At 72.4% G+C, this 23,234-nt stretch carries 27 protein-coding genes, 1 tRNA gene and 2 pseudogenes; 11 read left to right on the forward strand and 19 right to left on the reverse strand.

The annotated features are described in order from the left end of the window. Positions 1–29: 29 nt before the first annotated feature. A complete protein-coding gene (locus ABVB68_RS03780; RefSeq protein WP_353599390.1) occupies positions 30–680 on the forward strand; it encodes a GAF and ANTAR domain-containing protein in 651 nt (216 codons plus the stop codon). On the opposite strand, the gene ABVB68_RS03785 is transcribed toward ABVB68_RS03780, so the two are convergent. The 3 genes from ABVB68_RS03785 to ABVB68_RS03795 form a co-directional block, all read right to left on the reverse strand. Further along, the gene (locus ABVB68_RS03785; RefSeq protein WP_353599391.1) at positions 677–1,498 is read right to left on the reverse strand and encodes a YceI family protein; all 822 of its coding nucleotides are present in this window, start codon (positions 1,496–1,498) and stop codon (positions 677–679) included. The two genes, ABVB68_RS03780 and ABVB68_RS03785, sit on opposite strands and share 4 nt — an antisense overlap. 103 nt (positions 1,499–1,601) lie before the next feature. Beyond that, positions 1,602–4,070, reverse strand: coding sequence for an MFS transporter (locus ABVB68_RS03790; RefSeq protein ID WP_503006012.1), 2,469 nt, complete (start codon positions 4,068–4,070; stop codon positions 1,602–1,604). Positions 4,071–4,155: 85 nt separating this feature from the next. Continuing rightward, positions 4,156–4,653 (reverse strand): MarR family winged helix-turn-helix transcriptional regulator, encoded by a 498-nt coding sequence (locus tag ABVB68_RS03795; protein WP_353599393.1) that lies wholly within the window; start codon positions 4,651–4,653, stop codon positions 4,156–4,158. A 205-nt stretch (positions 4,654–4,858) separates the two neighbouring features. Between ABVB68_RS03795 and ABVB68_RS03800 the strand changes: the two genes are divergently transcribed. Further along, the gene (locus ABVB68_RS03800; RefSeq protein WP_353599394.1) at positions 4,859–5,059 is read left to right on the forward strand and encodes a hypothetical protein; all 201 of its coding nucleotides are present in this window, start codon (positions 4,859–4,861) and stop codon (positions 5,057–5,059) included. Between the two features lie 107 nt (positions 5,060–5,166). Here ABVB68_RS03800 and ABVB68_RS03805 read toward each other — a convergent pair whose 3' ends face one another. The 9 genes from ABVB68_RS03805 to ABVB68_RS03845 form a co-directional block, all read right to left on the reverse strand. Further along, positions 5,167–5,910 carry a hypothetical protein gene (locus ABVB68_RS03805; protein ID WP_353599395.1) on the reverse strand — a complete coding sequence of 248 codons (744 nt, stop codon included), beginning with the start codon at positions 5,908–5,910 and terminating at the stop codon, positions 5,167–5,169. 113 nt (positions 5,911–6,023) lie between these two features. Then, complete coding sequence (locus ABVB68_RS03810; protein ID WP_353599396.1) at positions 6,024–6,965, reverse strand: RNA polymerase sigma factor SigF; 942 nt, start codon at positions 6,963–6,965, stop codon at positions 6,024–6,026. A gap of 369 nt (positions 6,966–7,334) precedes the next feature. Next, a complete protein-coding gene (locus ABVB68_RS03815) occupies positions 7,335–8,171 on the reverse strand; it encodes an RNA polymerase sigma factor SigF (protein WP_353599475.1) in 837 nt (278 codons plus the stop codon). A 174-nt stretch (positions 8,172–8,345) separates the two neighbouring features. Next, a complete protein-coding gene (locus ABVB68_RS03820) occupies positions 8,346–8,639 on the reverse strand; it encodes a Dabb family protein (protein ID WP_353599397.1) in 294 nt (97 codons plus the stop codon). Positions 8,640–8,649: 10 nt separating this feature from the next. After that, the gene (locus ABVB68_RS03825) at positions 8,650–8,829 is read right to left on the reverse strand and encodes a hypothetical protein (RefSeq protein ID WP_353599398.1); all 180 of its coding nucleotides are present in this window, start codon (positions 8,827–8,829) and stop codon (positions 8,650–8,652) included. Positions 8,830–9,139: 310 nt separating this feature from the next. After that, positions 9,140–9,224, reverse strand: a tRNA-Ser gene (locus tag ABVB68_RS03830). A gap of 45 nt (positions 9,225–9,269) precedes the next feature. Then, positions 9,270–9,701 (reverse strand): tRNA adenosine(34) deaminase TadA, encoded by a 432-nt coding sequence (gene tadA / locus ABVB68_RS03835; RefSeq protein WP_353599476.1) that lies wholly within the window; start codon positions 9,699–9,701, stop codon positions 9,270–9,272. Between the two features lie 65 nt (positions 9,702–9,766). Continuing rightward, the gene (locus tag ABVB68_RS03840) at positions 9,767–10,303 is read right to left on the reverse strand and encodes a tRNA adenosine deaminase-associated protein (RefSeq protein ID WP_353599399.1); all 537 of its coding nucleotides are present in this window, start codon (positions 10,301–10,303) and stop codon (positions 9,767–9,769) included. A 324-nt stretch (positions 10,304–10,627) separates the two neighbouring features. After that, positions 10,628–10,828: a hypothetical protein gene (locus tag ABVB68_RS03845; RefSeq protein ID WP_353599477.1), complete on the reverse strand. Its 201-nt coding sequence runs from the start codon at positions 10,826–10,828 to the stop codon at positions 10,628–10,630. Between the two features lie 141 nt (positions 10,829–10,969). Between ABVB68_RS03845 and upp the strand changes: the two genes are divergently transcribed. Continuing rightward, entirely contained in the window at positions 10,970–11,605 is a 636-nt protein-coding gene (upp, locus tag ABVB68_RS03850; RefSeq protein WP_353599400.1) for a uracil phosphoribosyltransferase, read from the forward strand. 413 nt (positions 11,606–12,018) lie between these two features. Here the strand turns inward: upp and ABVB68_RS03855 are convergent, their stop codons facing one another. Together ABVB68_RS03855 and ABVB68_RS03860 are read right to left on the reverse strand one after the other, a co-directional pair. Further along, positions 12,019–12,663, reverse strand: a complete 645-nt coding sequence (locus tag ABVB68_RS03855) for a LytR C-terminal domain-containing protein (RefSeq protein ID WP_353599401.1) — start codon at positions 12,661–12,663, stop codon at positions 12,019–12,021. Between the two features lie 98 nt (positions 12,664–12,761). Continuing rightward, entirely contained in the window at positions 12,762–13,058 is a 297-nt protein-coding gene (locus tag ABVB68_RS03860) for a type II toxin-antitoxin system VapB family antitoxin (protein ID WP_004943146.1), read from the reverse strand. 114 nt (positions 13,059–13,172) lie between these two features. Between ABVB68_RS03860 and ABVB68_RS03865 the strand changes: the two are divergent. Then, positions 13,173–13,517 (forward strand): annotated as a pseudogene (locus ABVB68_RS03865) (helicase HerA-like domain-containing protein); the annotation flags it as partial. Between the two features lie 68 nt (positions 13,518–13,585). Continuing rightward, positions 13,586–13,810 (forward strand): hypothetical protein, encoded by a 225-nt coding sequence (locus ABVB68_RS03870; protein ID WP_353599402.1) that lies wholly within the window; start codon positions 13,586–13,588, stop codon positions 13,808–13,810. A gap of 28 nt (positions 13,811–13,838) precedes the next feature. Here the strand turns inward: ABVB68_RS03870 and ABVB68_RS03875 are convergent, their stop codons facing one another. The 4 genes from ABVB68_RS03875 to ABVB68_RS03890 form a co-directional block, all read right to left on the reverse strand. After that, positions 13,839–13,964, reverse strand: coding sequence for a hypothetical protein (locus tag ABVB68_RS03875; RefSeq protein ID WP_353599403.1), 126 nt, complete (start codon positions 13,962–13,964; stop codon positions 13,839–13,841). Positions 13,965–14,014: 50 nt separating this feature from the next. Continuing rightward, positions 14,015–14,332 carry a hypothetical protein gene (locus ABVB68_RS03880; protein ID WP_353599404.1) on the reverse strand — a complete coding sequence of 106 codons (318 nt, stop codon included), beginning with the start codon at positions 14,330–14,332 and terminating at the stop codon, positions 14,015–14,017. A gap of 435 nt (positions 14,333–14,767) precedes the next feature. After that, positions 14,768–15,511, reverse strand: a complete 744-nt coding sequence (locus ABVB68_RS03885) for an HdeD family acid-resistance protein (RefSeq protein ID WP_353599405.1) — start codon at positions 15,509–15,511, stop codon at positions 14,768–14,770. 377 nt (positions 15,512–15,888) lie between these two features. Next, entirely contained in the window at positions 15,889–16,482 is a 594-nt protein-coding gene (locus ABVB68_RS03890; protein WP_353599406.1) for an HhH-GPD-type base excision DNA repair protein, read from the reverse strand. Positions 16,483–16,621: 139 nt separating this feature from the next. On the opposite strand from ABVB68_RS03890, the pseudogene ABVB68_RS03895 reads away from it, so the two are divergent. From ABVB68_RS03895 to ABVB68_RS03915, 5 genes and pseudogenes are all read left to right on the forward strand, one after another. Further along, a pseudogene (locus ABVB68_RS03895) lies at positions 16,622–16,801 on the forward strand (penicillin acylase family protein); the annotation flags it as partial. A gap of 461 nt (positions 16,802–17,262) precedes the next feature. Then, positions 17,263–17,721, forward strand: coding sequence for a cupin domain-containing protein (locus ABVB68_RS03900; protein ID WP_353599478.1), 459 nt, complete (start codon positions 17,263–17,265; stop codon positions 17,719–17,721). Continuing rightward, a complete protein-coding gene (locus ABVB68_RS03905; protein WP_353599407.1) occupies positions 17,718–18,479 on the forward strand; it encodes an SDR family NAD(P)-dependent oxidoreductase in 762 nt (253 codons plus the stop codon). Before ABVB68_RS03900 ends, ABVB68_RS03905 begins: the two co-directional genes overlap by 4 nt. A 39-nt stretch (positions 18,480–18,518) precedes the next feature. Beyond that, positions 18,519–20,345: a copper resistance CopC/CopD family protein gene (locus ABVB68_RS03910; protein WP_353599408.1), complete on the forward strand. Its 1,827-nt coding sequence runs from the start codon at positions 18,519–18,521 to the stop codon at positions 20,343–20,345. A gap of 260 nt (positions 20,346–20,605) precedes the next feature. Next, positions 20,606–21,433, forward strand: coding sequence for an alpha/beta fold hydrolase (locus tag ABVB68_RS03915; RefSeq protein WP_353599409.1), 828 nt, complete (start codon positions 20,606–20,608; stop codon positions 21,431–21,433). Between the two features lie 258 nt (positions 21,434–21,691). Here ABVB68_RS03915 and ABVB68_RS03920 read toward each other — a convergent pair whose 3' ends face one another. After that, positions 21,692–22,087: a DUF2267 domain-containing protein gene (locus ABVB68_RS03920; protein ID WP_353599410.1), complete on the reverse strand. Its 396-nt coding sequence runs from the start codon at positions 22,085–22,087 to the stop codon at positions 21,692–21,694. 315 nt (positions 22,088–22,402) lie between these two features. Between ABVB68_RS03920 and ABVB68_RS03925 the strand changes: the two genes are divergently transcribed. Further along, positions 22,403–23,035: an MBL fold metallo-hydrolase gene (locus ABVB68_RS03925; protein ID WP_353599411.1), complete on the forward strand. Its 633-nt coding sequence runs from the start codon at positions 22,403–22,405 to the stop codon at positions 23,033–23,035. Positions 23,036–23,234 lie beyond the last annotated feature (199 nt).

Below are 23,234 nucleotides of genomic sequence, written 5' to 3' on the forward strand. Positions count from 1 at the left end.
TCGTGGTGGATACGTCCGACTTTTCCGATGTGACCGGCTTCCCCGTCGGCTTCGAGCTGGCCGAAGCGCTCACGGCGGCGGCGCGTGAACTGCACGAGTCGACGACTCTGGACGCCACCCTGGACGCGGCCGTCCGGCTCGCGGTGCATCTGCTGCCCGGCGCCGAGCATGCCGGCGTCTTCGAGATCGAGGGCGGTGACTCGCTGCGCACGGTCGCCTGGACCGACGACATCGTGCGCGAGGCCGAGACGGCGGACCGGCTGCACTGGCAGCGGTTGTGGACCTCACCGGTGGTGCACGTGACGGGCGACGGGCAGGACGGTGAGCGGCCGGGGCTGCGCTCGGTGCTGTCCATGCGGCTGCGGGCCGACAGGCGCCGGCTGACGGTGCTGACGGCCTACGCCCGCGCGCCGCACGCCTTCGACGAGCAGGCCGCCCGGCTCGGCCGGCTGTTCACCGAGCATGTGCGCCTCGCCCTGAACTCGGTGACGGTGCGCGAGCAGTTGACGGAGGCCATGCGCACCCGGGACCTGATCGGACAGGCCACGGGTGTGCTGATGGAGCGTCTCGACATCGATGCGGAGGCGGCCTTCGCGAGCCTGGTCCGTGCCTCCCAGCGGGAGAACATCAAGCTCCGCGACCTGGCCCGCCGCATCGTCGGGCCCACCGAGAAGAACTAGACGGCGGGCAGGGCGTCGCCCTGGACCGCCTGGATGTCCAGCTCCACCTTCAGGGTCGTGCCGACGGCGGCGATGCCCGCCTGGAGGACCTGGTTGTAGTTCATCGCGAAGTCCTCTCGGTGCAGCTCCCCCGTGGCCCGGAAGGCGGCCCGGGTGCCGCCCCACGGGTCGGCGCCGCTGCCGAGGTAGGCCAGGTCCAGATCGACCGGCCGTACCACTCCGTGCATCGCCAGCTCGCCGTGGACCGTCCAGCGGTCCGGTCCGGCCTGCACCAGACCCGTCGAGCGGTAGGTGATCTCCGGGTGCCGCTCGACGTCCAGGAAGTCCCCGGACTTCAGGTGCGTGTCGCGCATGCCGTTGCCCGTGTCGATGGAGGCGGCGCGGATGACCGCCGCCACGCGGGACTTGGTGACGTCGTCCGGCGCGATCTCGATCGTCCCGCCGAAGTCCGTGAACCGGCCGTGCACGCTGGAGATCCCCAGGTGCTGGGCGACCGCGGCGACGGAGGAGTGCACCGGGTCGATGGTCCAGGGGCCGGGCGGTGGCAGTTCGGTGCCGCCCTGCCGGGCCAGCGTGACGACGCCGACCTCGGCCCGGCCGCTCGCGGTGACGATCGCGCTGGACGCGGCGGGCGCGTACCCGACGGCCGTCACGATCACGGTGTACGCCCCGGGCGCCAGCTCCGTGGTGTCCCGTACGGCCCCCTCGGCGTCCGTCTCGGCCCGCAGCACCTGCGAACCGGTCATGTCGGTCACCGTGACGACCGCGTGCGAAAGGGCCCACCCGTCCCGCGTACGGATCTTCGCGGTCAGTCCCATCCCGTTTTCTCCCTGCAAAGCCTTACAAAATGGTCGTATGGAACCGGCCCGTGGGGCGCGCCGCACCTGCGGGGGCGGCGCGCCCCACGGGCCGTGGGTCGAGCTACTCGCCCGGGTGGGCGAGGGTGATGTCGTGGCCGTCCGTTCCGGTGCCGGAGACGGTCAGGGCCGTCGCCACCGGCGGGTAGCCCGTCGCGATGACGGTGTACTCGCCGCTGTCCAGGTCGGTGAAGGCGTACGCCCCGTCCGAGCCGGTGGTGGCGGTGCCGACCACGTTGCCTGCCTGGTCGACCAGCGTCACCCGGGCGTCGGCCAGCGCACCGTGCGGGGCCCGCACGACACCCTGCAGCCGGGCGCCGGCGTCCAGGTCGACCTCGATCCGGGTGACCCCGGTGGCGCCGACCTCGACCGGCAGGGCGCGCGGGCGGAACCCGCTCGCGTTGACCGCGACGGTCACCGTGCCGGGCACCAGGTCGGTGAGGGCGAAGTCGCCCTGCTCGCCGGTGGTGGCGGTGGCCAGCAGGTCACCGCGCACATCGGTGACGATCACCATGGCGTCCTTGACCGGCAGCGCGCTGCCCGCGGCCCGGACCACACCGGTCAGCCCGCTGGTGCCGCTGAGCAGGATGTCGTAGGACAGCGGCTCCTCGCCCACCACGACGGTGGACGCCTGCGGCTGGTAGCCGTCGGCGGACGCGATCAGGACGTACGACCCGGTGCCCGGGGCGGCCAGCGCGTAGGAGCCGTCCGCCTGGGCGACCGAGCGGCCCAGCTGGCGGCCGGACAGCGAGATCAGGGTGACCGCGGCCTGCGGGACCGGGGCGCTCTCGGCGCCGCGGACGAAGCCGTGCACCGGGGTGCCGCCGCCGGTGCCGGGCTCGGCGGCCGTGGCGACCGCCGTCACCGGCAGGGTCGCGGTGGCGGTGCCGCCGGACGTGGTGCCCTCGGACGGCGCGGTGGCGACGGCGGCCGGGACCGGCGCGGCGGCCGGGGCCTGCGCCTCGGCGACGGCGGGAGTGGCGGCCGGGTCGGTCACGGGGGCCTCGCCCTCGGCGCTCTGCGCGAGCGCGCCCTTGGTCTTCAGCGGGACCTCCTTGATGAACAGCGTGATCAGGAAGGCGACGGCGGCGAGGCAGCCGGCGATGAGGAAGACGTCGGCGATGCCGTGGCCGTAGGCGCTCTCCAGCAGCGTCCGGATCGGGGCCGGCAGCTTGTTCATGTCCGGGATGCTGTCGGTGGATCCGGAGCCCCCGGCCAGGGCGGCCTGGTACTTGGGGCTGAGGGCGGAGACGCCGTCCTTGACGTAGTCGGTGATCTTGTGGGACATCACGGCGCCGAGCGCGGAGACACCCACCGCACCACCGAGGGAGCGGAAGAAGGTGACCGTGGAGCTGGCCGAGCCGAGGTCCGAGGGCGCCACCTGGTTCTGCGTGGCGAGCACCAGGTTCTGCATCATCATGCCGATGCCGAGACCCAGCAGGGCCATGTAGATGGCCATCTTCCAGTAGTCGGTGTCGTACCGGATGCCGCCGAGCAGCAGCAGGCCGGCCGTCACCAGGACGCCACCGCTGACCAGCCACGCCTTCCAGCGGCCGGTACGGGTGATGAACTGACCCGAGACGGTCGAGGAGACGAACAGGCCGCCGATCATCGGGATGGTCATGACGCCCGACATGGTCGGGGACTTGTCACGGGCCAGCTGGAAGTACTGGCTGAAGAAGACGGTGCCGGAGAACATCGCGATACCGACGAACAGCGAGGCGAGCGACGCGAGCGTGATCGTGCGGTTCCTGAACAGGCGCAGCGGGATGATCGGCTCGCTGGCCTTGGACTCGACGAGCACGAACAGCAGGCCGAGGACGATCGAGCCGCCGACCATCGCGTACGTCTGCCACGAGACCCAGTCGTACTTGTCACCGGCGAAGGTGACCCAGACCAGCAGCAGGGACACGGCCGCGGATATGAGGGTCGCGCCGCCCCAGTCGACCTTGACCTCCCGCTTGACCACGGGCAGGTGCAGGGTCTTCTGCAGCACGATCAGCGCGATGACCGCGAAGGGGACGCCGACGTAGAAGCACCAGCGCCAGCCCAGCCAGGAGGTGTCGGTGATGACACCGCCGAGCAGCGGGCCGCCGACGGTGGCGACGGCGAACGTGGCGCCCAGGTAGCCGGAGTACCGGCCGCGCTCGCGCGGGGAGATCATCGCCGCCATGACGATCTGCGCCAGGGCGGACAGACCGCCGACGCCGATGCCCTGGAACACCCGGAACGTGATCAGCATGCCGGGGTTCTGCGACAGGCCGGCCGCCATCGAGGCGACCACGTAGATGACGAGGGCTATCTGGACGAGAGCCTTCTTGCTGTACAGGTCGGCGAGCTTGCCCCACAGGGGAGTGGCCGCGGTCATCGACAGCAGGGCGGCCGTGACCACCCAGGTGTAGGCGGACTGGCCGCCGCCGAGGTCCCCGATGATGTGCGGCAGGGCGTTGGAGACGATCGTGGACGACAGGATCGCCACGAACATGCCGAGCAGCAGCCCGGAGAGGGCCTCCATGATCTGCCGGTGGGTCATCGGGTCCTCGCCGTGGGAGCCTCCCCCGTGCTTGGCGTGAGCCCGCACACCGGCTGGTGTGGTCGTTGCCATGGGCTTCCTTTTCTTACGTGCTTGCGGGTGTACGGGTGGTCTCTTCGAGTACGGGGGCGGCGGCGGGCCGGCCCGGCCCGGAGCGGCAGTCGCCGAAGGACGCGCGCAGACGCGACATCAGCCCGATCAGCTGGCCGACCTCGTCGTCGGTCCAGTCGCTCAGCCGTTCGGCGAGCAGATGCGAGGTCCGCCGGGACAGCTCGTCGAGCTGCCGGATCCCCTCGGGCGTCAGGCGCAGGATGCGCGAGCGCTTGTCGGCGGGGTCCGGGGACCGCTCGATCCAGCCGCGTGCCGCGACGTGCGCGACATGCCGGCTGGTCACCGACATGTCCACGGAGAGAAGCTCCGCGAGCTTGCTCATGCGCATGTCGCCGTGACGCCCCAGCAGGGTCAGCACGGCGGCCGAGCCGGCCGGGCAGTCGGGCGGCAGGATCCGCCCCATGTCCCGTTTCACTGCGCCGACGGCACTGAGCTGACGCGCCAGCTCTTCGAACTGCGCCTGCTCGGCCATCACACCTCCCGTATTCGTTGCTTGGGGCAACCATACGGGTGTTTGGTTGCTGCAGGCAAACAACAGGGGTCCCGGCGGCGCAAAAACTTGGCAAAGGCAAGTATTGCGGATGTAAATACGCAGGTGATCGCGGGTGGCGTGCCCCCGTCTGTCCCGGTGGCCCCGCACTTGGGTCGGCCACCCGGATTCGCTAGGGTCTCGGGACATGGCTAACACCCAGGGCCCGCAGGGCAATTACGACCCCGCCGGCAACACCCAGATGTTCCGCGCGTTCGTCGACGAGGCCCCCCAGGGGCGGCAGCAGCAGGCGGCCCCCTCCTCCTCCGGCCCGCGCATCGGCCTGATCGTCGGTGTCATCGTGGCCCTCGCCGTGGTGGCGGGAGTCGCCTGGCTGGCGCTGAAGTAGGCGACAGCCGGAGTCGAAGCAGAAGGCACCCGGAGTCGCCGTGGACGACACCCGGAGCCGCCGCTGACGGCACCCGCGGCTGAAGCGGGTGACGTACGGGGCGGGTCCTACTCCCAGCGGACGGACACGTCCCGCGTCTCGATGTGCATGCCGAGCGGTACTCGCCAGGCGTCCACGCACACCGTCCAGCCGTGGTCCGTGCGCGCCCCCGCCGCGATCGGCACCGGCAGTTCCTCGGCCGTCTCGACGGTCGCCCAGTCGACACCGAGCGCGCCGACGACGTGCGTCCCGAACGTCACCGAACCCGAACGCACCGGCCGACCGCCGGAGTTGCGGAACGACACGGTGACCTTCTGGCACCAGCGACGGTCCGTGTCCTCGGTCGCCGGGCCGCTCCAGGAGAGGTCGGCCGGTGAGGCCGGAGGAGCGGTGCTGTGGCCGGGCGTCGCGGTGGGCGACGCGGGCCTCGTCGTGGGACCGGGCCGGCCGCCGTCCCCGGCAGGGGCTTTAGTGCCGGAGGGGGCCGCAGTGGCCGAAGGGCCCGCGGAGGCGTCCTCGGCCGGCCCGTAAGCATGGTCCGGCGCGGACCGCCCGGAGCCACCCGCCCGAGCGTGGCCGTCGGCGGGGCGGGTGCCGTCCGCCGTGCCACCGCCGTCCCGGACGCCGTCCGCCGGCCGTCCGCCGTCGAGGGGGACCAGGCTGACCGTGCCGGTCGGAGCGGTGACCGAGGGGCCGGCGTGCCCCGGGCCGTCCCCGGCACCGACCGCGGCGTACCCGCCACCCGGGCCGCCGCCCGCGCACGCGGCCAGCGCCGCGCCCAGACAGACGGCGGCCGCCGACGCTGCCGTCACGGCGCCTCGGCGGCCACGGGTCCAGGTGGTGCGCGTCGCCCCTGCGGTCCTGTTCCGGCCCGTCGCTCGCAGCATCGGGCCAGTGTGGCTGACGGAGTGTCAGAACAGAAGCCTCAGTCCGAGATCAGGCCCTCCCGCAGCTGGGCCAGCGTCCGGGTCAGCAGCCGGGAGACGTGCATCTGGGAGATGCCGACCTCCTCGCCGATCTGCGACTGGGTCATGTTGGCGAAGAAGCGCAGCATGATGATCCGGCGCTCCCGGGGCGGGAGTTTGGCCAGCAGGGGCTTGAGGGACTCGCGGTACTCGACGCCCTCCAGCGCGCTGTCCTCGTAACCGAGGCGGTCGGCCAGCGAGCCCTCGCCCCCGTCGTCCTCGGGAGCCGGGGAGTCGAGGGAGGACGCGGTGTAGGCGTTGCCGACCGCGAGGCCGTCGACCACGTCCTCCTCGGAGACGCCGAGCACCGCGGCCAGTTCCGTCACCGTCGGGGAGCGGTCCAGCTTCTGGGAGAGCTCGTCGCTGGCCTTGGTGAGGGCCAGGCGCAGCTCCTGCAGCCGGCGCGGGACCCGCACCGACCACGAGGTGTCGCGGAAGAACCGCTTGATCTCGCCGACGACCGTGGGCATCGCGAAGGTCGGGAACTCCACGCCCCGTTCGCAGTCGAAGCGGTCGATCGCCTTGATCAGGCCGATGGTGCCGACCTGGACGATGTCCTCCATCGGCTCGTTGCGGGAGCGGAAGCGCGCGGCCGCGTAGCGGACCAGCGGCAGGTTCAGCTCGATCAGCGTGTCCCGGACGTAGGCCCGCTCGGGACTGTCCTCGCCGAGGGTGGCGAGCCGCAGGAAGAGGGAACGGGAGAGAGTACGGGTGTCGATGTCCGCCGGGGCCGGCAGGGCCGGGACGGCCTCCGCGGGCACGGCGGCGGCGGTGCCGGCCGGGGCCGGCACGGCGTCGAGGGCCGTGACGTCGGCGAGGACGTCGAGAGCGTCGAGCTCTTTGGGCGCTGCCTCGCTCAGCGTGGGCGTCAGCACCTTCGAGCTGCCCTGTTCTGCGGACATGCCACCCCCTTTGGGTCGCGGGACGGTCGCGGCGGTGCTGCCTTTCGAGCAACGCAGCCTTCACCTGAATACCGGAGCCGGAGCCACGGCAAACGCGCTTCCCGCAGAATGTCACATGTCGGCAACGCGCTGTAGCGACATGTCGACATGCAAGATGCGAAACGGCCCTGCAAACAAGGGGTCTGATGCTCTTTCGGGCGCAACTGCGGGGAACGGCGCTGGTGAGCGATTCGCTCGCGACGGTTAACGATCGCTCGGGCTTGCGATGCAGTGCTGTTCGGGCCGTGCTTCCGTGCGCCCGCTATGCATCTGCCGCACACCCGCTGTGCCTCGGTCCGACGTGCGGCCGGAGCGGCCCCGGTCCGTGGGTTATGCGTCGATCCGGTTCGCGGAGCGCAGCCGCTGGAAGCTGCGGGCGAGAAGCCGCGAGACGTGCATCTGGGAGACCCCGAGTTCCGCGCTGATCTGGGACTGGGTGAGATTGCTGTAGTAGCGCAGCAGAAGGATCCGCTGCTCACGCTCGGGGAGTTGGACGAGGAGATGGCGGACCAGGTCGCGGTGCTCCACGCCGTCCAGGGCCGGGTCCTCGTAGCCGATCCGGTCCAGCAGTCCCGGCATCCCGTCGCCCTCCTGCGCCGCCTCCAGCGAGGTGGCGTGGTACGACCGCCCCGCCTCGATGCAGGACAGCACCTCCTCCTCGCTGATCCGCAGCCGCTCGGCGATCTCGGAGGTCGTCGGCGAGCGGCCGAATGCGGTGGTGAGATCCTCGGTCGCGCTGTTGACCTGCACCCACAGCTCGTGCAGCCGGCGCGGCACGTGGACCGTGCGGACGTTGTCCCGGAAGTACCGCTTGATCTCGCCCACCACGGTCGGCATGGCGAAGGTGGGGAACTGCACGCCCCGGTCGGGGTCGAAGCGGTCGATGGCGTTGATCAGGCCGATGGTGCCGACCTGGACCACGTCCTCCATCGGCTCGTTGCGGGAGCGGAAGCGGGCGGCCGCGTAGCGCACGAGCGGGAGGTTCGCCTCGATCAGCGCCCCCCGTACCCGGTTGTGCTCCGGCGTGCCCGGCGTGAGCTCCTTCAGCTCGGCGAAGAGCACCTGGGTCAGGGCTCTGGTGTCGGCGCCGCGGCGCTTCTCGGGAGCCGGAGGAGCCTCGGCGGGCGCCTCCTCCTGGGGCGGCGCAGTACTGGCCGACACGGTCAACGCCACCTCTTCATCGGTCAATCATCCGTCAAAAGCGGTCATAGCATCACAAGACATGTGCACTGTGTGCAAGCACCCCATAACACCGTGTTGTGCTCAAACATCGACAAGTTGAGGCCCAAGACACAGGAAAGCCCCCCGCCGTTGTAGCGGGGGGCTGCCGAGCGGACGGGCTCAGAATTCGTAGTCGGCCATCACCCACGTGGCGAACTCACGCCACAGGGCGACACCGGCCTGATGGGCCGGATGCTCCAGATAGCGCTTCAGGGCGTCCGGGTCCTCGACCGCCGAGTTGATCGCGAAGTCGTAGGCGATCGGCCGGTCACTGATGTTCCAGCCGCACTCCCAGAAGCGCAGTTCCTCGATCCGGCCGCCGAGGGCACGGAAGGCCTCCACGCCCGCCACGACCCGCGGATCGTCGCGCTCGACGCCCTCGTTGAGCTTGAACAGGACCAGGTGGCGGATCATGGGCTGTACCTCAGTTCTTTGCTCCGTTGGCGACCCATGTCATGAAGTCGCCGACGGCCTTGGCCGCGTCCGATATGCCCTCGAAGCCTATCTGGACATAGTCGGCCGCCTTGGCCGGATCCGTGATGATCACGTACAGCGCGAAGACCACGAGCACGTACACGGCGATCTTCTTGGCGTTCACCGCCACCGCGGCCTCCCCTGTGCCTCTGCCTCGCGGGCCCTGCTGCCGGCGGCGAGTGTAACCTTCACGTCCCGTGTACGGACCAACGGCCCGCCGCCCCGGGCCCTTTGCCGGGCCCGCGCGGGCGGCGCCGGGCAGGGACGAAAAGCGCGCCCGGCGGATACGGCCGGAAACCGCGGCGCGCGGAAGGCCCCCGGCCGCGGGGTGCGGGCCGGAACATTCCCCGGTTGAGGACGCGCACTTGAGGGCCTTCCCGCACGCGTACCCCACGGGACGCACGAAAGGGCCCCGCCGTGAGACGGGACCCTTTCCGAAGCGGTAGCGGAGGGATTTGAACCCTCGGTGACTTGCGCCACACTCGCTTTCGAGGCGAGCTCCTTCGGCCGCTCGGACACGCTACCGAGGGAGACCTTACAGCACGCCGGGGCAGGGTTCTAAATCGGTATTCAGCGGTCCCGGAAAAACTCCGTGAGGAGCCGGGCGCAGTCGGTCGCGAGCACTCCCTCGACGACCTCGGGCCGGTGGTTGAGCCGGCGGTCGCGGATCACGTCCCACAGGGAGCCGGCCGCCCCCGCCTTGTCGTCCCGGGCGCCGTACACCACCCGGTCGACCCGTGACTGCACGATCGCGCCCGCGCACATCGTGCACGGCTCCAGTGTGACCACCAGCGTGCAGCCGGTCAGCCGCCACTCCCCGAGCCGCGCGGCGGCCCGCCGGATCGCGAGCACCTCCGCGTGGGCCGTGGGGTCGCCCGTGGCCTCGCGCTCGTTGTGCCCGGCCGCGAGCACCGTCGTACCGTCCGGGGACAGCACGACGGCGCCGACGGGGACGTCGCCGCCCCGGTCGGCCCGTTCCGCCTCGGCCAGGGCGAGCCGCATCGCGTCCCGCCAGCGGTCGCGCACGGGGTCCGGCGGACCGGCCGGGCCACCGGTGTCCTGGGCGGTCAGCGGACGGTCTCCAGCACCTCCGAGGCGCCCAGGGCCTCGGCGATCGAGTTCAGCGCGTCGTCGGCGTCCAGGGCGCGCAGTTCCTTCACGCCGATGCCCAGGTCGTCGAGGATCTGGCTGTCGCCCACGGGGCTGTGCGGCACCGCGTCCTCGGCGACGCCTTCCTCCTCGTCGTCCTCGTCCTCGTCCTCACCGTCCTCGGTGCCGTCGAGGTCCAGCGCGTCCAGGTCCGGGCCGTCGTCGGCGCCGGGTTCCCGGCCGAGCAGTTCGTCGGTGAGCAGCAGCTCACCGTAGGCGCTGCGGGCGGCGGCGGCGGCGTCCGAGACGTAGATGCGCGGGTCCTCCTCGCCGTCCACACGGACGACGCCGAACCAGGAGTCCTCCTGCTCGATCAGCACGAGCACCGTGTCCTCGTCGGGAGAGGCTTCCCGGGCCAGGTCGGCGAGATCCGACAGGGTTTCCACATCGTCGAGCTCTGTGTCGCTCGCTTCCCACCCGTCTTCGGTGCGCGCGAGCAGTGCGGCGAAGTACACCGTGACTCTCCCACAGGTCATAGGCGTGCCGGTCGGGGGTCCCCCCGGCGGAGGTACGTGGGCGGAGAGAGCTTGGGCTCCGAGCCCCACCCACTCGGAATCGTGGCAGAAACAAGGCGTTCAGGGGACGTCTTCCGCTCCCTGTGTCTGGCTGTTTCGATCGTGGATCGGTCATCGACTCAGCAGCGCACTCGTTGCCGCCACGTGCGGATCGTACGCGGCTTTTCCGGGCGCCCACGCACGCCCCACCTCGCAAACACCGGCACGCACGTGGATCTTCCGGGTCGCCCGCTCGCTCACCAAGTCCTGCTCACGGCATCCTCCCTACCAGCGGAACGTTCGCATCCGCATTGCGCGGCGCAGCCGTGCGGCCTTGGCGCGTCGCGGCTGGACGCGCGCACGCAACGCACGGGCCTCGGCGAGTTCGCGCAGGAACCGGGCGCGCCGCTGTCGGCGCTCCGTCTCCGTCTCGGGTGACGGGGGAGCGGCCGCCGTGGAACCGGTCACGGCGGACTCGGCCGGCACCCCGGTGTCCTCGGGCGCGTCCTCGGGAAGGTCAGGCAGGTCAGGCACGTCACACCCCCAGTCCATCCCTCCCACTTTCCCTCGGACGGGCGGTTTGACGCCAGCACTCGAGGGGTGTGGAGCGAAGGTACGGTTATGGGCATGCGTCTCCACGTCGTCGACCACCCCCTGGTCGCCCACAAGCTCACCACGCTGCGCGACCGGCGCACGGACTCCCCGACCTTCCGCAGGCTCGCCGACGAACTGGTCACCCTGCTCGCCTACGAGGCCACGCGGGACGTGCGCACCGAAGCGGTCGACCTCGAGACGCCGGTGGCCTCCACCACCGGCGTCAAGCTCGCCCGGCCCCGGCCGCTGGTCGTGCCGATCCTGCGGGCCGGTCTCGGCATGCTGGACGGCATGGTGCGGCTGCTGCCGACGGCCGAGGTGGGCTTCCTGGGCATGATCCGCAACGAGGAGACCCTGCAGGCCTCCACGTACGCCACCCGCATGCCCGAGGACCTCTCGGGACGCCAGGTGTACGTCCTCGACCCGATGCTGGCCACGGGCGGCACGCTGGTCGCGGCGATCCGGGAGCTGATCAGGCGCGGTGCCGACGACGTGACGGCCGTGGTCCTGCTGGCCGCCCCCGAGGGCGTCGAGGTCATGGAACGCGAGCTCGCGGGCACCCCGGTGACCGTCGTCACCGCCGCGGTGGACGACCACCTCAACGAGCACGGCTACATCATCCCGGGCCTGGGCGACGCGGGCGACCGCCTCTACGGCGCGGCGGAGTAACGCAGCAGCCGGAGAACCGACGCCCTGTCCTCAGGGCCGCCCTCCGAAGGCAAGGCCCCGAGGATCGGCGCCCCGAAAGGGGCGCGGGGAACGGCGCGACCGGCCACAGACGGCCCGCAACGCCCTGTCGTCAGGGCCGCCCTCCGAAAGTAAGGCCCTGAGGATCAGCGCCCCGAGAGGGGCGCGGGGAACGGCGCGACCGGCCACAGACGGCCCGCACCCGAACGCACACCGCGCAGTTTCCCGGGCGCGATCCCGGACGCCTTTCCCGGCACGCCTGACCGAAGCCGCTCCCGGCGCGCCTCACCGCACGGCTCCCGGCGCACTCACCGGAGCCGTTCGGGGCACCGGACCCCACCGGAGCCGTTCGGGGCGCCGCCCCGAAACCGCTCCCCGCGAACCCGACCTGCGGCTCAGCAGCCCTTCTTCGCGGTGTCCGCCGAAGGCGCGGGCGAAGGCGCGCTGAGCGCGCTCAGCGCCCGCGCGGCGGCGGCCGGCTCCGCCAGCCCCTTGAACCCGTCGCCGATGATCAGATCGAGGTCGGCACCCTTGCGCCCCGCGTCGGTGCGCTGCTCGGCCCCGGCCAGCTGCGTGCCGAGCACCGGCAGCGAGCTGTCCAGGGCGGCGGCGGGGCCGAGGAGCACCCCGGTCCCCTTGACCTTCTTGTCGAAGTCCTTGGACGCGTTGCCGACGGCGCCGATCCTGAAGCCCCGCTTCTTCAGCTCGTCCGCGGTCTGCTTGGCGAGCCCGCCGCGCTTGGTGGCGTTGTACACGTTCACGGTGATCCGGCCCGGCGCGGGCACGTCCTTCGCCCGCGCCACGGTGGCGACCTCGGTCCGGCAGTGCGTCTTGCGGCCCGCCGCCGTGGTCTTCAGGCCGCCACCGGTGAAGACGTCGATGAGCTGCAGGGTTCCCCAGCCGACGAGGCCGAGTACGGCGACGGACGCCACCACGGCGGCCGCCAGCCTGGCGCGGCGCCGGGGCGGTCGCATGCGAGGGTATTTGTCCCCCGTGATCCGGTACTTGCCGCCCATGCCCGGGGGAGTCAGCATGCTCATGAGCGCAGCGTAGTGCGCCCGGGCGGCGATGCCTATCAGATGATCAGCTGATGCCGCTCAGTGGAACCCGAAAGGGTCAACGTTCGTGTCGCGCCGGGTCAGTCGAGCTCGAGCACGCGGGCGTGCAGCACCTGGCGCTGCTGGAGGGCCGCGCGTACCGCGCGGTGCAGGCCGTCCTCCAGGTACAGGTCGCCCTGCCACTTCACGACGTGCGCGAAGAGGTCGCCGTAGAACGTCGAGTCCTCTGCCAGCAGCGTCTCGAGGTCGAGCTGCTGCTTGGTGGTCACGAGCTGATCGAGGCGGACCGGGCGCGGCGCGACGTCCGCCCACTGCCGGGTGCTTTCCCGGCCGTGGTCGGGGTACGGCCGGCCGTTTCCGATGCGCTTGAAGATCACACGGAAAGCCTACCGGCCCAGACGTTCCGGGCGCAGCCATGGCGGCGGAGTGCGACGCTTGAAAAGATCCCGCAAAACGCCCATACGGGCCATTAACCGGAACAGGGGCCTGGGGTGAGTGACAGTGAGAGCGTGTCGGCCACCGCACCTCAGGGGGTCGACGCGCTGCCCGGTGAGGCGCGGACGATCGCTTCCGGCTACGCCTTCACCGGCCCCGCCCTCGACCTCGGTGCCCTGCTGTGGGACGGCCGGTGCCACGCCGGCGCGCCGGTGCGCGTCCCGCTGGCCGTGCTCAACCGGCACGGCCTGGTGGCGGGCGCCACCGGCACCGGCACCGGCACCGGCAAGAGGAAGACCCTCCGGCTGCTCGCCGGGCAACTGTCGGCGCAGGGCGCGCCGGTGTTCCTCGCGGACGTCAAGGGTGACCTGTCCGGCACCGCACGGCCCGGGCGGTCGAACTGGGCCGGGCGGTCGAACTGGGCCGGGCGGTCGGGGACTCCGCGCTGCACGGCCGTTATGCACAGGCTGTGGACCGCGAGTCGGCGTACGAGAGGCTGACCGCGCTGACCGCGCGCCCCGCGGAGCCGACCGCTCGGCAGGAGCCGGCCACCAGGGCCCCCGCGGAGGAGCCCTCGCTGGTCGAACAGGTCGTGAGCAGTGGGATGTTCAGGTCGCCGGCCCGCTCGGTCGGCACCCGGCTCGGCCGCGAGATCACCCGCTCCCTGTTCGGCACGGCCCGGCGGAGACGGTAGCGGGCCCCCGCCGGTGCCGCTCGCCGGTTCAGCGTTCTCGTTCCTCGGGCGGCCGCTGCGGCTGCGGACGCCGCTGGTCCGGCTTGGCCGCCGTACCGCGTCGGGCCTCCGCGCGCAGCAGGGCGCGCAGGACGGCGTAGGGGTCCATGGGCATGGCTGTGCTCCTTGCGTCGTACCGACTGACCTGTGCGGGGCGCGGGTCTGTCAGCAGCGCAGGACCACCGTGCGCGGCAGGGCCGGGGCGTACGGCACCCCCGGCGCGGCGGGGCACGGGTGGGCCGCCGGCCTGCCGGATGCCGGGTCGGGCAGCGGTGCGGGCCGCTCGGGTACGTCGGCCCGGTGCACGACGCGGGAGACCGGCCGCAGCGCGGTGTCGAGGCCGTCGTGCTCGGCGGTCTCACCGGCCGCGCTCACGGAAGCCGCCTGGGCCTGGACGTGGGCGCCGGGCACCCACAGGGCGAGGAGCAGCACGAGCACCCGCAGCCAGGTACGGCTGCGGAGGATGCTCGTGGTCCCGCTCACGGCAGGTCTCTCCCCGGGACGGACGGGGAACGCAGCACACCTGACATGAGATTCCCCTGCTCGGCGGAGCAACGGGCCGCGCGGCCGACGGTGACCGGCCGGGTACGGCGACCGGGGTGGTCGCAGGTGTGGCTGTGGCTGTGGGGGTGATGTCGGCCGCCATGGCCGTGCACGGGGTTAAGGAGTACAGAGCCGCCCCGCGCGCGGGGCGGGGCGGTCACGTGCTCGGCGGTCCCGGTGCGTGCGGTGGGCAGGGCGGTTGCCGGCGGTCGGATCGCCCGTCCGGCGACACGGGTGCGCGCTGCCGGCGGTCACACCGTCTGCGGGATCCGTTCGGCCCGGCCGAGCGGAGTACAGAGCCGCCCCGCGCGCGGGCGGGGTGGTCGCGTGCTCGGCGGTCCCGGTGTGTGCGATGGGTACGGCGGTTGCCGGCGGTCACACCGTCTGCGGGATCCGTTCGGCCCGGCCGCGGATGCGGAACGCGGTGATGACCTCCACGATCCCCACCGCGACCAGCCAGATGCCGCCGACGAGGGTCAGCACGGCCACGGACTCGAAGGGCGAGTCGATGAGCACGATGCCGGCGATGAAGGTGACGATCCCGAGGAAGATCTGCCAGCCCCGGGCGGGCATCCGGGAGTCGTGCACGGCGGCCAGCGTCTGGGTGATGCCGCGGATCAGCCAGCCGATGCCGATCCACAGGGCGAGCAGCAGGATCGACTGCATGGGCCCGCGGAAGCAGAACAGGCCCAGCACGATCGACAGGGCACCGCTGATGAACGCCAGCACGCGCAGCGAGGTCGCCTTGTGCGTGCCGAAGGCGGACACCAGCTGGAAGACGCCGCTGATCAGCAGGTAGATGCCGAACAGGACACCGGCCGCGAGCAGCGAGGCGCCGGGCCAGATCAGCACCAGGACGCCGAGGATCAGCGAGGCGATCCCGGTGAGCAGGACGACCTGCCAGGCGGCCTGGGACAGGCTGTGCAGGGCACCCTCGAACGGCGGCTCCGGCTCGTGGCGACCGCCGGCCGGCTGTGCGGCCGGCGCCCCCGTACCCGTCGGTCGGGCACCCGGCGGCTCCGCGCCCGGTGGCCGCGTGCCGGGCGGTTGCGCCGCATGGGCGTGCCGGTCGTCGTACTCACGGTCCCAGTCGGGGCCGCTGCTCGGTGGCTCGGTCATGGTCCATGCTGGGAACGCGGCATCCGGCCCCGCCACCGGGGTGGGCCACCCGGGGTACGTCCCCCAGGGCCTGTCCGGCGATCTGTCCGGCAATTCCCGCCGCCCTTCCGGCGACGACGGGCAGCGTCGCAGTGCCCTGGTCACCTGAGGCCTTGACGGCCTTCGCCGCGGACCTCCTTCCGGCGGCGACGCGCATCGTCACGCGGACCTCCTTCCGGCGGCGACGCGCATCGTCACAGGGCCCTGGTCACCCGAGGCCTTGGCGGCCTTCGCCGCGGGTCTCCTTTCGGCGACGACGGGCAGCGTCACAGGGCCGTGCCCGGGACAGCCGCGCGGACGCGCCGGGACGCGCCGGGAGGCGCCGCCCGGGCCGCCGCCTAGTCGCCTGCGGCCTTGGCGGCCTTCGCCGCGGCCTTCATCTCCTGCTTGTGGGCGCGCACCTTGGCCAGTGACTGAGGGCCGGTGATGTCGGCGACGGACCGGAAGGACTCCTCCTCGCCGTACGCGCCCGCGGCCTGCCGCCACCCCTGGGGCGTGACCCCGAGCTGCTTTCCCAGCAGCGCGAGGAAGATCTGGGCCTTCTGCCGGCCGAACCCGGGCAGCTCCTGAAGCCGTTTCAGCAGCTCGGCCCCGCTGCCGACGCCTCGCCAGACGGCCTCGGCGTCCCCGTCGTAGTGCTCGACGAGGTACTGGCACAGCTGTTGCACACGCTTGGCCATGGACCCGGGGTAGCGGTGCACGGCGGGTTTGTCGGAGAGCAGCGCGGCGAAGGCCTCCGGATCCATCGCGGCGATCTCGTGCGCGTCCAGGTCCTCGGCGCCGAGCCGGTCGGCGATGGTCCGGGGCCCCTTGAACGCCCACTCCATCGGCACCTGCTGGTCGAGCAGCATGCCGACCAGCGCGGCCAGCGGAGAACGCCCGAGCAGCGCGTCGGCCTGCGGATCCTGGGCGAGATGCAGAGTGACGTCCATACGCAGATGATCCCGCGCCCCCGCCCACCCCGCGCGCCCACCCCCGCCCGGGCCCCGGCCCACGACCCCTCACCCTTCGCGTACGATTCCGACCCACGGAATATTTAGGCAAGCTAACCTAAATATGACAGGCCTCCGGGTGCCCGCCGAGACCTACCGCGACGCCTGGGGCATCCCCCATCTCCGCGCGTCCACCGCCCGCGAACTCGCCCACGCCCAGGGCCGGGTGACCGCCCACGACCGGGCCTGGCAGCGGGAGGTCGAACGCCACCGCGCGCAGGGCACCTCGGCCGCCTTTCCCGGCGCCGACGCGCCCTCTCCTGGACCATCTGCCCGAGAAACAGGCCCAACTGGCGTTCCTCGACCGGGAGGTAGCCTTCGCGGATGACGAGGCACGAGGACGCACCGACGCCTGACGGGCTCGCAGCCAGTGGGACGGCGGCTGGTGGGTCGGCTCCTGACGGGACGGCGGGTGGTGGGTCGGCTCCTGACGGGACGGCGGGTGGTGGGTCGGCTCCTGACGGGACGGCGGGTGGTGGGTCGGCTCCTGACGGGACGGCGGGTGGTGGGTCGGCTCCTGACGGGACGGCCGGTGGCGGGTCGGCTCCTGACGGGACGGCCGGTGGTGGGTCGGCTCCTGACGGGACGGCCGGTGGCGGGTCCGCTCCCGAAGGGGCCGCGGGTGACGTGCCCACTGCCGACGGAGCGGCGCTCGACGGGTCCCCTTCCGGGGGAACGGCCCCCGACGCGACCTCCCCTGACCGGACGACGGCGCAGGAGCTGATCGACCACTTCGGGCTCGAACCCATCCCGCGCGAGGGCGGTCTGTTCCGGCGTACCTGGGTGGGGCCCGAGCGGCCGGACGGCCGGCCCGAGGGGTCCGCCATCGTCGCGCTGCTCACCGCCGACGACTTCTCCGCCCTGCACCGCCTGCCCACCGACGAGGTGTGGCACCACTACCGGGGCGACCCCCTCCACCTGCTCCTCCTCGCCCCCGACGGCACCGCCCGTACCGCCGTCCTGGGCCCCGACCTGCGGCACGGTCAGCACGTCCAGCTGACCGTGCCGGCCCGCACGTGGATGGGCGCGCGGGTGGCCCCGGGCGGCCGATGGACGCTGTTCGGCTGCACGATGGCCCCCGGATTCACCTACAGGGACTACGAGCACGGGAACGCCGAGGACCTCACGGCGCGTTATCCGTCACAGGCCGCCCTGATCGGGGAACTGTGCCGCCCATGAGCCTGCTCGACGGACAGACCGCCCTGGTGACCGGCGCGGGCGGCGGTATCGGCCGCGCCATCGCCCTGCGCTTCGCCCAGGAGGGCGCGGCGGTGGCCCTGCACTGCCGTACGGCGCTCGACGCGGCCGCGGAGACCGCCGAGCGCATCCGCGGACTGGGTGGCGAAGCGGTCGTCCTGACGGCGGACCTGACCGACGAGGACGCCTGCCACCGTCTGGTCCGCGAGACCGTCGACTGGTCCGGCGGCCGCCTCACCGCCCTCGTCGACAACGCGGCCGTCCAGCCGGTCCAGCCCCTGCCGGACATGACGGCCGCCGAGTGGCGCACGGTGGTCGACACCAACCTCACCAGCGTGTTCGCCTGCACCCAGGCCGCCGCGGCCCACATGCGCGCGCACGGCGGCGGCACCATCACCCACATCGCCTCCATCGAGGCCACCCACCCCGCCCCCGGCCACGCCCACTACGGCGCGGCCAAGGCGGCGGTGGTCATGCACGCCCGTGCGGCGGCCGTCGAGTACGGTCCGGCCGGTATCCGCGTCAACACGGTCTCGCCCGGCCTCGTCGAGCGGGAGGGCCTGGCGGAGGCCTGGCCGGAGGGGGTGCGCCGCTGGCTCGCCGCGGCTCCCGCCGGCCGCCTCGGCCGCCCCGAGGACGTGGCCGACGCCTGCGTCTTCCTGGCCTCCCCGCTCGCCTCCTGGATCACCGGCCACGACCTCGTGGTGGACGGCGGGGTGACGGCCCGGCCGACCTGGTGAGCACAGCGGCCGGTCCCTCCGTACGTATAGGACGGGCTGATGATCGGGAGGGGCGAGGTGCGCGACGGACACCGATGGCTGCGGCGGCTCACGCTGCTCGGCGCGGGCCTGCTGCTGGCGCTGTTCGGCGCGGCGGCCCCCGCCTCCGCGCACGCGGCCCTGCGCGAGACCGATCCCGCCGACGGAACCGTGCTCAAAACCGCACCCCGGCACGTGACCCTCACCTTCACCGAATCGGTCGGCCTGCTCACCGATTCCTTCCGGATCTACGACCCCGGCAACCACCGCGTCCGCACGGGCACCGCCGACCACGCCCCCGGCCGCTCCGACACGGCCCGCGTCGCCCTCCCCACCAAGCTCGCCCGGGGCACCTACACGGTCGCCTGGCGGGTGGTGTCGGCCGACAGCCACCCGGTGTCCGGCGTGCTCACCTTCTCGGTCGGCGCACGCACGCCCACCACGGCGAACCCGGTCGCGGACCGCACGGAGGATCCCGTCACCACGGCCCTGTACAACATCGCGCGCTACCTCGCCTATCTCTCCGTCGCCCTGCTCCTCGGGGCGGCGGCGTTCGTGGCGTACTGCCGGCCGCCCTCGACGGCTCCGCTGCGTACCCCCGCCCTGGCCGCCGCGGGCACGCTCGTCCTCTCCTCGGTGGCCCTCCTCCTGCTGCGCGCCCCGTACGAGGAGGGCACCGCGCCCGGCAACGCCCTCTCCCGCTCCGCCCTCGCCCACACCGTGACGACCCGCACCGGCGAACTGCTGCTGCTCCGCCCGGCGTTGCTGCTGACGGCCGGCGCCCTCGCGGTGCTCCTGTGCAAGCGCCGGGCAAGGCGCATCCGCCGTACCGTGCTGGCGGCGGCCGCGGTGCTCTCCGTGGCCCTGTGCCTGACCTGGACGGCGGCCGAGCACGCCTCGGTGGGCATCCAGGTCCCCCTGGCGATCACCTCGGCCACCCTGCATCTGCTGGCCATGGCGGCCTGGCTCGGCGGCCTGGCCGCGCTGCTGCGCACGCTGCACCGGACCTCGCCCGTCCCCGTCACCGTCCTCACCCGCTTCTCCCGCCTGGCCTTCACCTCCGTGACGGTGCTGGTGCTGACCGGCGTCTACCAGTCCTGGCGCGGCCTCGGCTCCTGGCAGGCGCTCACGGACACGACGTACGGCCGTACGCTGCTGGCCAAGCTGGCGGCGGTGACCGTGCTGCTGCTGGCGGCGGCCTGCTCGCGCACCTGGACCACCCGCCTGTCCCGGCCGGCCCCGGCCAGGACGACATCCCCCGCCCGAGTCCCCGAGCCGGCCACGGGCCCTCCGCCGCCGTCGGGTCCCTCCGCGCCGCCCCCGCCAAAACCGTCCCCGCCGCCGGCCCCCACGGCCTCGCTCCGCCTCCTGCGCCGCACAGTGCTGGCGGAGGCGGCCGTGAGCGTGGTGGTCCTGGCCCTGACGACACTGCTGACCGGCACGCCGCCCGGCCGTGCCGCCACCGAGGCGGCGGACTCCGGCGCGACGGCGGCGGCCGGCATACCGACGACGTCCGTCACCACCGTCCCGTTCGCCGTCGGCACCCCTGGCGGCCGCGGCAAGGTCCAGATCACCCTGGACCCGGGCCGGGTCGGCCGGAACTCGGTCCAGGCGGTGGTCTACGGCCCCGACGGCGGCCTGGCCGCGGTCCCCGAACTCCGCGTCTCCCTCACCCTGCCCGCGCAGCGGCTCGGCCCCCTGGACACCAAGGTCACGGACCGCGGCGGCTATTGGGCCGCCGACTCCCTCGACCTGCCCATCCCGGGGACCTGGACGATGAAGGTGACGGTCCGGCTGTCCGAGGTGGACCAGGTGACGGTGTCGGCACCGCTGCGGGTGACGCGGTGAGCCCGACGCCCGCGGCGGCCACGGCCGGACGATCCGTCACATGCCCGCCGCGCTGAAGTGAGGCTCGCCGAGTAGCGTGGAAAGCAGGACGTGCTCATCGGCCGCACAGGACGTGCTCATCGGCCGCGTGTGCGCCGTCGGCCTTCGCGCCGACCTCCCCGCCGTGTCCGCCGCCGGCCGTGGCGTGACCTTTCCGAGCGGCCGGGGCACCGAGCATTCCGCCTGTGCGGAGTTCCGAACTAGTGCCAGAGGGACGAACCATGGCTTTTGCGACCGCCAAGGACGGTACACGGATCTACTTCAAGGACTGGGGCTCCGGCCCACCGGTGGTCTTCTCCCACGGCTGGCCGCTGACCGCGGACGCGTGGGACCCGCAGCTGAAGCTGATGGCGGACAACGGCTTCCGGGCCATCGCCCACGACCGGCGCGGAGGAGGCCGTTCCGACCAGCCCTGGGAGGGGAACGACCTGGACACCTACGCCGACGACCTGGCAGCGGTCATGGAGGCCCTCGATCTCCACGGCGCCGTCCTGGTCGGTCATTCGACCGGCGGCGGGGAGGTCACGCGCTACATCGGCCGGCACGGTTCCGGCCGCGTCGCCAAGGTCGTGCTCCTCGGCGCGATACCCCCGCTGATGCTCAGGACGGAGGCGAACCCGGAGGGGCTGCCGATCGAGGTCTTCGACGAGATCCGCAACGGCGTGCTGACCGACCGCTCCCAGTACTACAAAGACCTCAGCATCCCCTTCTACGGTGCCAACCGCGAAGGTTCGACCGTCTCCCAGGGGACCCGCGACGCGTTCTGGCTCTGGAGCATGACGGTGGGCATCAAGGGCGCCCACGACTGCATCAAGGCGTTCTCCGAGACCGACCTCACCGAGGATCTGAAGAAGTTCGACGTGCCCACGCTGATCGTGCACGGCGACGACGACCAGATCGTGCCCATCGTGGCCGCCGGGGACAAGTCATCGAAGATCGTCAAGGACGCGGTCTTCAAGGTCTACCAGGGAGCTCCGCACGGCCTCTCGATGGTCCCCGAGTACGCGGACCGGTTCAACGCCGACCTCCTCGACTTCGCGCGCGGCTGACCGCCGGGGGCACGGGGGCAACTGGCCGCGGGGGAGAGCGGAGCGCAGGCTGACCGCGGGGGAGGTTGGAGGGCCGACCGGAGGGGCATGCGCCCGTGCGCCCGCGAAGATCCCCCAGACGCCGCCCCGAACACCGGTGTCGACAGTCGCTGACAACCAACCGATCGCGGCAACGGCGCGACAGCAGGCTGACAACCGATCGCGGCAACGGCGCGACAGTCGCTGATCGCGGCAACGGCGCGGCTCGCGAAACGGTGGCTACCCGGCGCCGGGCGGGTCCGCGGGTGCGGACAGCAGGATGTCGTACTCCCTGGGCAGTTGGGCGGTCGCGTCGCGGAACTCCTGGTCGCCGACCGCTTCCCTCAGGGTGGCCAGGACCGCGCGGATCCCGGCCTCCGCGAGCTCGCGGGGCACGTCCGCGCGGTCCGCCACACGCCGGACGAACGAGTGGACCCCGTAACCCTTCGCGATCTCCTCGTCCGTGTGCAGCCAGCTCTTCAGCGGCTCCGGCAGCGGCTCCGCGAGGTCCCGGGCCTCTCCGCCGCTGATCCGGTCGGCGAGCACCTCGAAGGTGGCGCGTGTGAGGGTCTCCGCGACGTCGAGGGAGACGCCCGCCCGCTCGGCTGCCTTCGCCAGGAATGCGTCGTATTCCATGCGACCCTGCCCCAGTCGTCGTCAGGCCGTCCGTCGGCGTGATCACCAACAGATCCAGTCAAACCCATACCTGTCGCCTCGGCCACTGGGCAGGGCCGGCATCGACCACGCCGTGTCGCGGGCGGCCCATGAGTTCCCGCAGGTCAGCGCACACGCCCCGGTAGGGGGAAGGGCTGCCGGTTGCTGCCGCCCGCCCGGCGGGGTCCACTGGGGTAGAGGGCCTCATCCGGAAAGGGGCTGTTCCATGGAGCAGCAGGCGAAGGACCCCACAGCGCGGGTGGCCGCCCGCGGCCGAGCGCTCCCGGCGGTGCTGTCGTGACCGCCCGGGTGGAGTGCGTGGTGACGACCGGTGTCGTGGTCGAGCCGGACGCCGAGCCCACGCCGGTGGAGAACAACGTGTGGATCATCGGGGACGACGAACAGGTGATGGTGGTCGACGCCGCACACGAGCCGGACGCCATCGCCACGGCGCTCGGCGACCGTCGCGTGGTGGCGATCGCGTGCACCCACGCACACAGCGGACACGTCGACGCGGCGGTGGCTCTGTCGGACCGCACGGGGGCTCCGATCATGCTGCACCCGGACGACCTGGAGCTGTGGCGCCGCAGCTATCCCAGCCGTGTCCCCGACGAGGAACTCATCGACGGCCGGGAGATCGACGTCGCCGGAACCGTTATGACGGTGCGTCACACTCCGGGGCACACGCCGGGATCCGTCAGTCTGTACGATCCGGCGCTGCACAGCGTCTTCACCGGGGACATGCTGTTCTCGCGCGGCCCTGGAGCCATCGGGCCGGAGGACTCCGACTTCCAGGCGATGATCCACTCCATCCGCGAGCGCCTCGTCACCCTGCCCCCCGAGACGGTGGTGTGCCCGGGGCACGGCGACATCACCACGGTCGGTGAGGTGGGCGAGCGCGTGGAGGACTGGCTCCGCCGCATCATGTGAGAGCGGGAGGCCCGGAAGCCGAAGACGGCCAGAAGAGCGCCACTGAGCCCCTCCGGCCCGAGGTACGGGACCGGTGGCGGATCGCCGCCGGTCCGGAGCATGGGGAGCCTGGGGAGCGGCGCGGATGCGCGCCCGGCCCACGCAGGTGACCAGGACGATGCTCCGCGAGGTCGCTCAGCACGTCGGAGACGCGCTCCGG

The sequence above is a fragment of the Streptomyces sp. NPDC096012 genome, from assembly GCF_040426375.1.
Lineage (GTDB): Bacteria > Actinomycetota > Actinomycetes > Streptomycetales > Streptomycetaceae > Streptomyces.

Excerpts from the sequence above, each read along its gene's own strand:
- ABVB68_RS03785 (WP_353599391.1), bottom strand. The coding sequence starts at position 1,498 with ATGGGACTGACCGCGAAGATCCGTACGCGGGACGGGTGGGCCCTTTCG.
- ABVB68_RS03790 (WP_503006012.1), bottom strand. The coding sequence starts at position 4,070 with ATGACCCACCGGCAGATCATGGAGGCCCTCTCCGGGCTGCTGCTCGGC.
- ABVB68_RS03795 (WP_353599393.1), bottom strand. The coding sequence starts at position 4,653 with ATGGCCGAGCAGGCGCAGTTCGAAGAGCTGGCGCGTCAGCTCAGTGCC.
- ABVB68_RS03800 (WP_353599394.1), top strand. The coding sequence starts at position 4,859 with ATGGCTAACACCCAGGGCCCGCAGGGCAATTACGACCCCGCCGGCAAC.
- ABVB68_RS03810 (WP_353599396.1), bottom strand. The coding sequence starts at position 6,965 with ATGTCCGCAGAACAGGGCAGCTCGAAGGTGCTGACGCCCACGCTGAGC.
- ABVB68_RS03820 (WP_353599397.1), bottom strand. The coding sequence starts at position 8,639 with ATGATCCGCCACCTGGTCCTGTTCAAGCTCAACGAGGGCGTCGAGCGC.
- tadA (WP_353599476.1), bottom strand. The coding sequence starts at position 9,701 with ATGCGGCTCGCCCTGGCCGAGGCGGAACGGGCCGACCGGGGCGGCGAC.
- upp (WP_353599400.1), top strand. The coding sequence starts at position 10,970 with ATGCGTCTCCACGTCGTCGACCACCCCCTGGTCGCCCACAAGCTCACC.
- ABVB68_RS03855 (WP_353599401.1), bottom strand. The coding sequence starts at position 12,663 with ATGAGCATGCTGACTCCCCCGGGCATGGGCGGCAAGTACCGGATCACG.
- ABVB68_RS03875 (WP_353599403.1), bottom strand. The coding sequence starts at position 13,964 with ATGCCCATGGACCCCTACGCCGTCCTGCGCGCCCTGCTGCGCGCGGAG.
- ABVB68_RS03885 (WP_353599405.1), bottom strand. The coding sequence starts at position 15,511 with ATGACCGAGCCACCGAGCAGCGGCCCCGACTGGGACCGTGAGTACGAC.
- ABVB68_RS03890 (WP_353599406.1), bottom strand. The coding sequence starts at position 16,482 with ATGGACGTCACTCTGCATCTCGCCCAGGATCCGCAGGCCGACGCGCTG.
- ABVB68_RS03905 (WP_353599407.1), top strand. The coding sequence starts at position 17,718 with ATGAGCCTGCTCGACGGACAGACCGCCCTGGTGACCGGCGCGGGCGGC.
- ABVB68_RS03910 (WP_353599408.1), top strand. The coding sequence starts at position 18,519 with ATGATCGGGAGGGGCGAGGTGCGCGACGGACACCGATGGCTGCGGCGG.
- ABVB68_RS03915 (WP_353599409.1), top strand. The coding sequence starts at position 20,606 with ATGGCTTTTGCGACCGCCAAGGACGGTACACGGATCTACTTCAAGGAC.
- ABVB68_RS03920 (WP_353599410.1), bottom strand. The coding sequence starts at position 22,087 with ATGGAATACGACGCATTCCTGGCGAAGGCAGCCGAGCGGGCGGGCGTC.